Genomic DNA, 12,833 nt, shown 5'->3' with positions numbered 1-12,833 from the left:
ACGTGCGAGTATCAGTATTCAATTTCAAGAGCATTCTCATGGATCTGGTTCTTTGCCTCGATAAGACCATAACTGCTGCTCAGCTCAAACTCAGGTTTTGCTTCATTTGAACGCTTAATTTTGAACATCTTCTTCAACAAGCCCTGGGAATCTTTCATCTTCTCAAGAATTCGACTATTCCTTATTGCTTTTACATTATATTCATCTTCTGACAGGGCCTTCCGGAAATATTTCTCAGCTTTCTCGTAATCTTCCAGTTCTCCATATGCTCTACCCATATTATTATAGATCTCCGAGATCGAGGAAGGGTGCATCTCCTCTGAATTGAAAAGTGCTTTTTCATATTCCTCAATCGCTTTTTCGAAATAGCCTTCATCTGAGAGAATATCTCCAAGAGCTCCTAATGCAAATGAATTTGATGGATTCATCTGGAGTACGAGTGTTACTTCAGTTTCAGCTTCACTGAACTTTTTGTTCTCTCTTAATGTATTTGCATAATTAAGGTGTACAGCCACATTCTCCGGGTTCATCTCCAGAGCCTTATTGTAAGCTTCACTCGATTCCTCATATTTTTTCATATGGGAAAATACGTTTCCTTTATTGGTCCATACATCTTCGCAATTTGGATTTATCTCAAGGGCTTTATTGTAGGCTTCAATTGATTTTTCGTACTTTTTCAAATGATAGTAAACATTTCCTTTGCTTATCCATACATTTTCATCTTCCGGATTCAACTGAAGAGCTTTCTCATATGCATCAATTGAGTTCTCGTATTTCTTCACCTGTGAATATGCATTTCCTTTGTTGATCCATGTTTTTTCATCTTCAGGATCTATCTGCAAAGCTTTCTCATATGCTATGATAGCATCTTCGTATTCTTTCAGATACAAATACGCATTTCCTTTGTTTGCCCATGCATTTTTATCATTTGGCTTTAGCTGGAGCGCCTTACTGTATGCTGTGATCGCATCCTTATATCTCTTTAGATAGGAATATGCATTTCCTTTATTGGTCCATACGAATTCAGATTCAGGATATATTTCTGTGGCCTTATTGTATGCATATATTGCTTCTTCGTATCTTTCCAGACAGAAATATGCATTTCCTTTATTGGTCCATACTCTTTCCGATCCCGGATCGATCTCAATGGCCTTCTCATATGAGTTGAGTGCTTCGTCGTATATTTCCAGAGTAAAAAGTGTATTTCCCTTATTGATCCATACGTCTTCAGAACCGGGGTTTATTTCTGTGGCTTTATTATATGCTTCAATTGCTTCTGCTTGTCTTTCGAGGATCGAACATGCATTTCCTTTGGATATCCATGCAAGTTCGTTTTTCGGATCTAGCTGAAGGGCTCTACTGTATGCCTGAATTGCCTCTTCGTACTTTTTCAGGTTGAAATATGCATTTCCTTTACTGACCCAAACAGATTCATCTTTTGGATCGATATCTGTCGCATTATTGTATGCTTCAATTGAGTTTTCGTATTGTTTCAGGCTGGTATGCGCATTTCCTTTGCTTGCCCATATTCTTTCATTATTTAGGTCAAGCTTTATCGCTTTCTCGTATGCCTGAATTGCTTCTTCATACTTTTCCAGTATTATGCAGGCATCTCCTCTGCTTTCCCATATGCTTCCGTTTTTCGGATCAAGTTCCGTAGCTTTCTCGTATGCCTGAATTGCTTCTTCATACTTTTCCAGAATTAAGCAGGCATTCCCTTTGCTTGCCCATATGGTTCCATCTTTTGGATCGATCTCCAGATTTTTATTGAATGCTTCAATTGCCTCTGCATATTCCTTCAGGTTGAAATGCGCCTTCCCTTTTTTTGCCCAGGTGTTTTCATTTTCCGGATCGATCTCCAGGGCTCTATTGAATGCTTCAATTGCTTCTGTGTACTCGTTCAGATTGAAATATGCCTTCCCTTTTTTTGCCCAGGTATTTTCATTTTCCGGATCTATCTCTAGGGTTTTATTGAATGCTTCAATTGCTTCTTCATATTTACCCAGGTCATAGAGGGTGTTTCCTTTACTTCCCCACGCATCTTCATTTTCCGGATCGATCTCCAGGGTCTTATTGAATGCATCGATCGCTTCATCACTCTTTTCCAAATGTGAATATGCATTTCCTTTGTTTTCCCATGCATCTTTTGATTCCGGATTGATCTCCAATGCCCTGTTATATGTTTCAATTGCTTCTTCGTATCTTTCCAGATGTGAATATGCATTTCCCTTGTTGATCCATACATTTTCCTCTTCAGGATATATCTCCAGGGCTTTAGTATATGCCTCAACTGTTTCTTCGTATTTTTTAAGATTAAAATAAGCATTTCCTTTGTTGATCCACGCATTTTCATCTTCAGGGTAGATCTTTATAGCTTGATCATATGCTTCAATTGCTTCCTCATATCGTTTGATATTAAAAAAAGAATTTCCTTTATTTATCCAGATGCCCTCAAGTTCCGGATTTATTTCAAGAGCTTCATTGTATGCATCAATTGCCTCTTCATATCTTTTTAGATTAAAGTGAGCATTTCCTTTGCTTTCCCATGCACCTTCATCCTTTGAATATATCTCAAGTGCTTTATTGTATGCATCAATTGCTTCTTCGTATTTTTTGAGACTAAATAAGCTATCTCCTTTTTTAATCCATTTCTCAGCATAATCAAGATACATATATATATGTTCCATTTTTATATTTAAATAATTTTGCATCAATTATGTTTTTTACTTATATTTGATTTCTGATAATCTTAAAATTATTGCGTTACATTGATACCGTTTTTTATTATTTGCGATATGTGTGGGATGAGTTCTATTTTTTTTACCGATGTTAGTGGCCGTAGAATTCTGTTTTCAAGCATTATGTCACGGTATGGTCAGAAAATTGATATGTGTCTAAATATTTTATGAACTGTTTTTCGGATCGCTTCTTTCACAAACACATTTTTATAAAACAAAAACAAAATTAGTACTTATATCCAATTTATATTTTCTGTGTTTCTGGGGGATAAAAAATATTATGGTACTGGAAGAATACTATCCTGGTATTATCGTAGTTATGAGTACGCTCATTCTTTTGACTGCACTGGGATACATTTTCAGGAAGACTCGTATATTCTCAGATCAAAAGACCTTTGAGCAGTTCATTCTTTTTCTGGTAGCACTCGTCGGGCTTGTAGTTTTTGTGCTTACCCTTCCAATCTCGGATAATACGAAGCAGACTCTCCTGAGCTTTTTTGGTATCCTGATCGGTGCCTCCATGGCGTTATCATCGACCACTTTTGTAGCAAATGGTATGTCCGGTATAATGCTAAGTCGAATAAAACCTTTCAAAGCAGGCGATTATATAAGAGTCGAAGAAACCTTTGGGAAGGTGTCGGAGATCGGGATACTGCATACTCAGGTCCAATCGGTCGATCGTGATATTATTACCATACCTAACCTGAAATTGATCTCTAATCCTCTGGTAACTGTAAGTTCATCAGGTACAATTATCTCGACTACTGTTTCATTAGGATATAATGTATCAAGAGAGCAGATCGAAAAGGCTCTCATTAAGGCCGCAGAAAAAGTAGATCTTGAGAATATTTTTGTCCATGTGGTCGAATTAGGCGATTTTTCAGTTACTTACAAGGTAGGGGGTCTTTTGAAGGATGTATCCAGCCTTATAACCAAAAGGTCAGATCTGAAAAAGATGATGTTCGATAGCCTTCATGAAGATCATATCGAAATAGTATCTCCAACATTTATGAATCAGAGGGTCTACGATAAGAATATCCTTTTCATACCCTCTGATCATGATAAGGTAGGTGTTAAGCCACCGGCAACTTATGAATATGTCACACAGGTTACAACAGAAGATGTAATTTTTGGTAAGGCTATAGAGGCGGAGACAACTAAGAAGATAGATAAATTGATCGAAGATATGGAACAGAAACAGAATGAATTCTTTGATCTGGTCAATACGATCACTGATGAGGAAATTAAGTCAACAGAAAGGCAAAATATCGATTCCATCTTGGAGCAGAAAGACAGGCTTAAAGATGATCTGGAGTCTGTAAAGGAAGTATTGAAAGAGGAAGATAAGATCTCTTCTGATGGTGTTAAACTAAAGTCTCTCCAGTATCTAGATTCAAAAGCAGCCGAGCTAAATGATGAAATTAAGGAGCTATTGGAAAGAGTTAGCAAGGGAATTGAAAAATAAACTGTGTTGCATGTATCTTTTTCATTTTGAAAACGAATTCAAGCAACGTTTATCTAATTTTAGTAATTAGGCTATAGCAAATATTCAGGGATTATTCAGGGATTATTCAGGGATATATCTTTATACTGGTACTCGTTTTTCTTTGTATCATACCCAGTCTTTTTATACAAACTTTACTTAGAATGGTTCAAGTATGCAGTGTTTATATTATCGTCCGGTTTTTATCCGGTTTACATTGTAGTACTAATATGTGTGTCCTGGTGTACGCAAAAAGGAGAATATGGAATGAATGTGAAGATACCCTATGGAAAGGACTTTGTTGATCTTGAAGTAAAAATACCTCATGAGGTGCTTTCGCCGAACGAGCCGGAGGTAGGGGATGAGTCCGGGATAATCTCACAGGCACTTTCAAACCCACTGGGCAGGGAACCTTTTGAAAACTTCATAAATAATACTGAACACCTTTTGGTCATTGTAAATGATGCCACACGGCCGACGCCAACTGCCCGCGTACTCCTTGAGATGAAAGATATGCTTCTTTCTCATCCAGATGTAAAGTTCATAGTGGCAACAGGGGCACACAGGGCACCCACAGAAGATGAGTTCAGGTTCATTTTCGGGGAGATCTATGATGACATGGGGGATCGTATCTTTGTGCACGATGCCAGAAAGGATGAAGATATGGATTACCTGGGTGTTTCTTCTAATGGTACTGAAATGTACATCAACAAAATGGTTCGTCAGGCAGGCAATATACTTGTCATTGGAAGTGTGGAACCGCATTATTTCGCAGGCTACACAGGTGGAAGAAAGGCATTCCTGCCGGGAGTTGCAGGGTACAAGACAATTGAGATGAATCACAAGCATGCTCTTTCAAATGCGGCTCAATCTCTTGCCCTTGAAGGAAATCCTGTTGCGGAGGACATGACCGATGCCATGGAAGTGCTTAAGGACCTAAATATTTTCTCTATCCAGACGATTCTTACTGCAGATCATGGTCTTTATGCAATGACTGCAGGGGATCTTTTTGAATCCTTTGATGCTGCCGTTGTAAAGGCCAACGAGGTTTTCTGCACGAAGTTCAGCAAAAAAGGCAACATTGTTCTCTCTGCAGCACCATATCCTATGGATATCGATCTTTACCAATCACAAAAGGCTCTTGAGAACGGAAGGCTTGCACTCGAAGATGATGGTATCATCATTCTGGTATCCAAGTGCCGTGATGGGGTGGGAGATGATACATTCCTTAATCTGCTTGGTTCTTCAGCAACCTGCAATGATGTTATGGCAAAGACATCTGAATGTTACAAGCTGGGATTCCACAAAGCAGCAAGGATGGCACAGATTGGCACATGGGCTAAAATGTGGGCTGTATCCGACCTTGACAGTGATGTCCTGAAGTCTGCAAAACTGGAGTCTCAGGAAGGGATACAGAAAGCTTTTGACAAGGCTATCAATGTGATCAAAGAGCAGGGCAGGGAACCTTATGCTATTATTCTGCCTCAGGGCAGTTTGACAGTACCTCTTATTGAATAATGGTGAAATAATGGATCAGCAGATCATTGACAAATTACGGGATATTGTGGGTGAAGGCCATATCAGTACATCTACAGCTGAGTTATATGCTTATTCTACCGATGCAGGAATACACCGCAGTATGCCTGATGCTGTGATAAGGCCAAAGACGACCGCTGAAATAGAAAAAATAGTGAAACTTGCAAATGAATATCTTTTCCCGATCGTCCCAAGAGGTGCAGGAACGGCACTTTGTGGTCACAGCGTACCTGTTGCCGGTGGTGTGGTCATTGATCTGCAAAGGATGAACAAGATAAAGGAACTACATATTGAAGACCTGTATGTGGTGGTCGAGCCGGGTGTGATCCACAAGGATCTGAATGCAGAGCTTGAGAAATATGGATTTTTCATCCCGGGTCCTTCCAGTGGCAATGTGGCTAATATTGGTGGCATGGTAGCGACCAATGCTTCAGGTGGAAATGCTGTAAAATATGGCGCTACAAGGGATTACGTTCTTGGAATGGAGGTCGTGTTCCCTAATGGTGATGTCGCAAGACTGGGTTCAAGGACTTTGAAGAACTCTGCAGGATATCAGCTGGAAAAACTGATGTGTGGTATGGAGGGAACACTGGGTATCATGACCGAGGTCACACTACGGATCGTTCCACTTCCCGAGACAACTGCAGTCGCAGTAGCGGTATTTGATACACTGGAGGAAGCAGGTCAGTGCGTTTCCAATATCATTGCAAAGCCTCTGATTCCTTCTGGATTAGAGCTTATGTCAAAGGTTTGCATTCAGGCGGTGAACAAGGCTGTTGGTATGGGGCTGCCTGATGAAGAGGCTATACTTTTGATAGAGGTCGATGGTAGTATCAATGATGTTAAGGACCAGATCGAAACAGTAATGGAAGTTTGTAAGGCTTCTAACGCTCTATCTGTTGATTTCACTGATGATCCTGAAAGAAAGGAAGAACTATGGAAAGGCAGAAAGGCAATGATACCAGCTTTGTCAAAGTATGATGATGACCTTGTAACTGTTATGCTTGCCGATGATATGGCTGTTCCGATGAGCAAAGTTCCTGAAGCTGTCAAAACTTTCCAGGAGATATCCGATAAATATGATATAATCATTGCCAGCTATGGCCATTCAGGCGATGGGAACCTGCATACTAAAGTGCTAATGGACCCCACGAAGAAGTCTCATTGGGACCAGGCTGAAAAGGCAGTTGAAGAGATCTACGAGAAAGTAATGGATCTTGGTGGAACGATCACCGGGGAGCATGGTGTTGGTATGACCAAAGCTCCGTTCTTCCTTAAGGAAAGGAAGTGCAGTCTTGATGCCATGAAAACGATAAAGATGGCTCTGGATCCCAATAATATTATGAATCCGAATAAGATCATGGATTGGGATGGTAATTTCATTTCCCATCTGCGGTACCATCTGGGAGATGAGTGAATGAAGACGGATAATCTGAAAGAATGGAAAAAAGAGCTGCTTAATTGTACTCAGTGTGGGTTCTGTAAGGAGATATGTCCTATATTTGATCATCTCGAATGGGATTCTTCAGCGGCAAGGGGAAAGATGGCTCTTTCCTATGGATTGTATTCCGGGGATATCGAACCTGATGAGTCTGTACTGGAGCGTATCTACCAATGTACCACCTGTGCGGATTGTACTCGCAGGTGTCCTTCATCCACAAGGGTAGTTGATGTGATCGAAGCTGCACGAAAAGATATTGTGGCATCAGGGGTAGTAGGTTCAACTCATCAGAAGATCGCTGATTCTATTGCTACCTTGGGAAATCCGTTCGGTGAAGAAAAAAGCCGAAAAGAAGTATTCGGTGAAGTTCCCCATCCTGCTAAGATCGCTTATTTTACAGGTTGCAGTGCAGCTTATCGTAATAAAGAGACTTCTACGGCAGGCATCTCCATATTGAAGAAGCTTGGGACGGATTATACATTACTTGATGAGGTTTGTTGCGGGAGTGTGCTTGGAAGGATAGGCTTTTCGGACGATGTGATCAGAAGGCAGGCTGAAGCGAACATTAAAGCAATTGAGGACACTGGTGCTGAGATCGTACTATTCTCATGTGCGGGGTGTTTGAGGATGTTCAGAAAAGAATATCCTCGCTTTAAGGACATGTCCTTTAAGGCAATGCACTTTGTTGAGTGGCTCAGTGAGCAGGAATTTGATCTAAAACCTTACAACAAAAAGGTAACTTATCATGACCCCTGCCATATTGGCAGACATTTGGGTATCTATGATGCACCTCGTGATTTGATCAATATGATCCCGGAGATCGATTTCGTAGAAATGAAAGATAACAGGGAATCTGCACGTTGCTGTGGTGGCGGCGGCGGTGTCAGATCAATGTTCCCTGAAATATCACGTCAGATCGCTGAGAAAAGAGTGGATCAGGCCGAAATAGCAGATGTTCTGCTTACGACATGTCCTTTCTGTGTCAATAACCTGAAACTGGGTGTAAGTGAAACTTCGACGCTCGAAGTCAGGGACCTACTCGAGCTAATAGATGAAATTCTGGAATGATTGAATGGATTTTGTTGATCTTCCGGATCATTTTATTTCTATTTTTTTAAAAGAAAAGTCTTTAATATGGTTGGTATTAATTGACAATATAATCATTGTTGGAACCAAAAGATTGACATTTGGTTAAACCATATCAGTAAAGGTGGTAGTACGATGACATTGGGAAATATGTCATTCATATCTGAGCAAAGCAATTCGAAGCGATTATTTTTGCATCAGTTTAGAACATAGATGTGGAATGTGGATGATCTCGAAAAGGGAATGTGAACGCTCCTCGTGCGTAATGGCAAGTGGCAACGATCGTGTGGATGTTGAAGTTATTAATACGCCCGATGCTATGGATCATCCGGTAAATGAGGGGCGAGGTGGTAGCACACGTATGAATATTGTACAATATTTACATTCAGTTTCTAAAGTGGTCAATAATGCATCTTCACTGGAGACTGGTTTTCAGCAGATCGTGAAAATGGTTCCCTGTGGTATGCAAAATTCGTCGATCGCATGTTCGAGGATCATTTTTGATGATCTGGTGTTCCAATCTGATAATTTCGAAATATCCCGATGGAAATATGCATCTGAAATCTTCGTTGATGGTGCAGTTCATGGCAGTCTGGAAGTTTATTATCTTGAAGAATTGCCAGGTGCAGATGGTGGCTCTTTCCTGAAAGAAGAGGAATATATTGTCGACTATATTTCCGATTGTCTTGGTAATTTCGTTGAACGCATACTTGTAGCAAAGGACCTTAACATATTCAAGACCATTTCTGATAATGCAAACTATGGTATTGCAGTCCTTGATCTGAAAGGAAGACTTCTTTATCTTAACGAGGCATTTGCATCAATGCATGATCATTCTCTTAAAGATGTACTTGGGGATCACTTTTTAATGTTCTACAATGAAGATCAGGTTCCTCGCTTGAAATATTTACGTGACAAGTTACTTAATAATGGACATTTCCAACAAGAAGGTGTCTGGCATATGAGGAAGAATGGCAGTATTTTCCCTGCGATGCTTGATTCTCATGTGATATTTGATCAGGATAATGTGCCTTCCAATCTCTCTGTGATCTTGCATGATGTCAGTGAGGCAAAGAAATCTGAAGATATTCTTAAACGCGCTCAAGCTATTGAAGATGCTGCAAATTGTTCCAAGAGTGAATTCCTTGCGAATGTTAGTCATGAGCTAAGGACACCCCTCAATTCAATAATTGGATTTTCCGAGATATTGCTGGATGGCCGATGTGGAGATCTTACTGATGTTCAGCGAAGATATCTCCAAAATGTGTCCAAGAATGGTAATCATCTTTCTGAGATCATAAATGATCTGCTTGAGATCTCAATGATAGAAGCAGGAAAGGAGGAGGCTACATTCGAAAAGTTTAGCATGATCCCTGTGTTTATGGAGATTAAGGATTCAATTATGCAGTCGATCTTAAAAAAGGATGTTTTGTTCTCTTATGATGTGGATCCTGAGCTTCCTCAGATAAATGCCGATAAAGCAAAGTTCAGGCACATTATTTACAATCTTCTGTCTAATGCTGTCAAATTCACTTCAGAGGGGGGAAATGTTAACGTTGAGGCTAAAACCCTTGGTGAGATGGTGCATATTATTATCAGGGATGATGGTATCGGTATCCCAAAGGAACAATTGCCTCATCTGTATGATAAATTCTATCAGGTGGATGGTTCTACAAAGCGACTTTATGGTGGTACCGGCTTAGGGCTTGCACTCACAAAGAAACTTGTGAGTCTTCATGAGGGTCAGATGTGGGTGGAAAGTGAACAGGGTATGGGCACCACTGTTCATGTGATGCTTCCAATTTAAGTTTGTATGCAGGACAGCTTTCAAGGTATCAGTATATCGCCGATAGCATGAATGACACCATTGGTGCATTCGATATTTTCTTTTTCGATGGAGATCCCATTGATCATAACATTGCCATCGTTTGTTATTTTCAATATCTTGTCGTTGAGTGCAGTCAATGAGTCAAGTCCTTTGAGATCTGATGTCAGGTACTTTCCTTCGACAACATGGTAGTTTATGATGTCCATAAGATAATCAAGGTCATCAAAAGCCTCATCTATTACATTTTCAGGTATTGGATCGAATGCTTTTTCAAGGGGTGCAAATATTGTATATGGGCCGTTGTTATCGAACTTTTTATCAAGGCCTAGCTTTTTTGCAGCATTTACGAGTGTTGGAAAATCGCCGATCTCTATTGCTGTTTGTACAATGCTCTTTGTTTCACCCATGTAAATGTCTCCATATTAGTGTCAGATCAATATCTGATCTAAATATGTCTGGTCTAAAGGACGCTGCTGCCAATTGTGCAGCATCCTTTAAAAGACTTCATCAATATGAATCAAGCTGCGCACGCATCATGTCTTGTTTCTTCTTTTCAAGGAAGCTGTATACAGAACCATGGTTTGCACCGTCGATAAGCATTTCCAATGCTGTCCTCATTATAAGTATCTGATCGGGATGGCCTATGACGCTTACTGTTTTTCCGTAGACTGAGATCTTGACACCTATGAGACTCTCTGCTATTTCTCTTGTCTTCCCACCTTTACCGATGATCCTTCCTTTAAGACGCAGTAATTCTTTTGCTGTTGAAGCTGCTTGTGAGAGATCTATTATCTCGAGCATTAGCATATCATCATCAAAGAAACTGTATGCTTTTTCAGGGTTGAATCCTCTTGCAATGGCATGTATGACGTCAGCTGCTCTCATAGCTCCGACCGGGTCATCGCCAGCTATTACTTCCACCGTACCGTTTTCACTGTTAATTTCCAGTTTGGAGGTGGATTTATTTTCGATCATGTTTTTAACACTGCCTTTTGGGCCGATGATCGCGCCGATTCTGTCCTGGGGTACTTTGATATGTGTCATGTGGTCTACCTGCTGGTTATTATAATTATAGTTTATGTTTTTTAGTTCTCTGGTTCCGGTTCTTTTATCCGTGCATAAATGCTTTCGGCTGATTCATCGACCTTGTAGCGTTTAAAGTATCGTACAATGTTCTCGATATCTCGCTTTAAGAACTGATCTGCACGTGGATGTTCCAGAGTTACGGATTGACCCATATCGATAATAATGGGTGTTAGGTCTTCCTGATCGATCAGTATGTTATATTCACTAAGGTCGCCATGGACAAGGTTTGCATCTACATAGAGCTTATGCATATAATCTATAACTGTTTCAAATATCATCTGCCCATCTTCTTTTTCGATCTTCATGTCTTTGAGCAGGGGGTAAGGTTTGCCATTCTCACCCATGAATTTCATTATTAGTATGTTCCTTTCGGTAGTTATGGGCTCGGGTACGCGGACACCAGCTTGCTTTGCTCTCATGAGGTTCCTGAACTCTTTCTTTGTCCAGGCAAAGACTATGTCCCTCTTGTTATGGCGTATGTTGCTGAAACGTGGGTCTCCGAGAATATAATCTTCCATTGATCTAAAACTGCTTGAAGATATTCGGTAGATCTTTATTGCGATCTCTTCTTCTTCTCCGTCTGCGAGGAAGACATTCGCTTCTTTTCCTGTACTTATGGATCCGCCTAGTGCCTGTACTATCCCTTTGTTGGATAAAGTGTATAGTGCCTTTAGGGTGGCGTTATCAAATACGTTCTCGGTTACTTTGAGATTATCGCTGTCTTTGCGTCTAATTCGCAATTTATCAACGCTATTGTCAAGGCGTTTTATCTTGCCTTCAAGTTCTTTTTTCATAATTATCCTTTCAGGAAACCTTCGCGCTCAAGCCAATTTACCTGTGGGCGTGTGTATTTCCATATAACATCTGCTTTTGTGTCCTGGAAGTCCCATGGGATGGCGATAACAATATCACTTTCACGTATCCAGTTATTTTTTTTCATAGATCCGGGGATGCGTCCCATACGGACGACTCCGTCCATGCACCGGAGTTTTACCCGGCTTGCACCCATAAGTTTCTCCACTATCGCAAGAACTTCCCTGTCTTCTGTCCGTGGTGTTCTTACACGTGTTACTTGTTGTGGTGCATCATTATCTTTTCCAGATTCCTTTTTATCCAGCCAAATTCCTCTTTCAGATTTATCCAATATATTGCATCATTTAGGTCTCATCTATTGTTAAAGGTTGCGTGTGTTTCCTATTGTTTGAACCTGTTTTTGTGCGTATGATGTTATTCTGATCCCTGTCATGTGGGCAGTTTGGTCATATACTTAATGCATGTTTGCCATTTTATATTTTCAAATATTTCTAATGCTAATACTCCTGTTTACGAAATATATTTATACTAGTGTGTGCATGTAGGAGTCCTCGCAAGGCGGGTAAATATGCGGGTCTGCAATACGCATGATCTGTCTGTTACTTTCTTTTGCGAGTTTGTCAGTATATAAGCAATCCAAAGTCTTATATACCATGTACGACATTTATTTAATTCCGCACAACGTGTGTGGAATATCAATCACCTCCATTTCAAAATCATTAGTGGAGACCTGAGCTTTTCCGGTCTGACGTTGAAATTGGCAGTTCGGTTAATTCTGACTGATAGTGACTTTATCTATCAAAAAGAACTAACCAACATTGT

General features: G+C 40.2%; 10 protein-coding genes. 5 read left to right on the top strand and 5 right to left on the bottom strand.

Features of this window, described 5'->3' with window-relative positions; genetic code table 11:
• Positions 1-11 precede the first annotated feature (11 nt).
• A complete protein-coding gene (locus E7X57_RS09255; protein WP_167880962.1) occupies positions 12-2,687 on the bottom strand; it encodes a tetratricopeptide repeat protein in 2,676 nt (891 codons plus the stop codon).
• A gap of 331 nt (positions 2,688-3,018) precedes the next feature.
• On the opposite strand from E7X57_RS09255, the gene E7X57_RS09250 reads away from it, so the two are divergent.
• From E7X57_RS09250 to E7X57_RS09230, 5 genes are all read left to right on the top strand, one after another.
• On the top strand, positions 3,019-4,203 hold the full coding sequence (locus tag E7X57_RS09250) for a mechanosensitive ion channel domain-containing protein (protein ID WP_135612692.1): 1,185 nt from the start codon (positions 3,019-3,021) through the stop codon (positions 4,201-4,203).
• A 285-nt stretch (positions 4,204-4,488) separates the two neighbouring features.
• The gene (larA, locus tag E7X57_RS09245) at positions 4,489-5,739 is read left to right on the top strand and encodes a nickel-dependent lactate racemase (RefSeq protein ID WP_135612691.1); all 1,251 of its coding nucleotides are present in this window, start codon (positions 4,489-4,491) and stop codon (positions 5,737-5,739) included.
• Positions 5,740-5,749: 10 nt separating this feature from the next.
• A complete protein-coding gene (locus E7X57_RS09240; protein ID WP_135612690.1) occupies positions 5,750-7,174 on the top strand; it encodes an FAD-binding oxidoreductase in 1,425 nt (474 codons plus the stop codon).
• Positions 7,175-8,266 carry a (Fe-S)-binding protein gene (locus E7X57_RS09235; RefSeq protein WP_135612689.1) on the top strand — a complete coding sequence of 364 codons (1,092 nt, stop codon included), beginning with the start codon at positions 7,175-7,177 and terminating at the stop codon, positions 8,264-8,266. It abuts the gene before it with no gap.
• 244 nt (positions 8,267-8,510) lie between these two features.
• Entirely contained in the window at positions 8,511-10,091 is a 1,581-nt protein-coding gene (locus E7X57_RS09230) for a cell wall metabolism sensor histidine kinase WalK (RefSeq protein ID WP_167880961.1), read from the top strand.
• A 20-nt stretch (positions 10,092-10,111) separates the two neighbouring features.
• On the opposite strand, the gene E7X57_RS09225 is transcribed toward E7X57_RS09230, so the two are convergent.
• The 4 genes from E7X57_RS09225 to eif1A form a co-directional block, all read right to left on the bottom strand.
• Entirely contained in the window at positions 10,112-10,519 is a 408-nt protein-coding gene (locus tag E7X57_RS09225) for a fasciclin domain-containing protein (protein ID WP_135612687.1), read from the bottom strand.
• Positions 10,520-10,619: 100 nt separating this feature from the next.
• Positions 10,620-11,156 carry a pre-rRNA-processing protein PNO1 gene (locus tag E7X57_RS09220; RefSeq protein ID WP_135612686.1) on the bottom strand — a complete coding sequence of 179 codons (537 nt, stop codon included), beginning with the start codon at positions 11,154-11,156 and terminating at the stop codon, positions 10,620-10,622.
• A gap of 41 nt (positions 11,157-11,197) precedes the next feature.
• Entirely contained in the window at positions 11,198-11,992 is a 795-nt protein-coding gene (locus tag E7X57_RS09215) for a serine protein kinase RIO (RefSeq protein WP_135612685.1), read from the bottom strand.
• Positions 11,993-11,994: 2 nt separating this feature from the next.
• The gene (gene eif1A, locus E7X57_RS09210; RefSeq protein ID WP_135613020.1) at positions 11,995-12,315 is read right to left on the bottom strand and encodes a translation initiation factor eIF-1A; all 321 of its coding nucleotides are present in this window, start codon (positions 12,313-12,315) and stop codon (positions 11,995-11,997) included.
• Between the last annotated feature and the right edge of the window lie 518 nt (positions 12,316-12,833).

The sequence above is a fragment of the Methanococcoides sp. AM1 genome, from assembly GCF_900774055.1.
Classification (GTDB): domain Archaea; phylum Halobacteriota; class Methanosarcinia; order Methanosarcinales; family Methanosarcinaceae; genus Methanococcoides.
The sequence above is the reverse complement of the archived record's forward strand: the minus strand, read 5'-3'. Positions and strand labels throughout refer to the sequence as shown.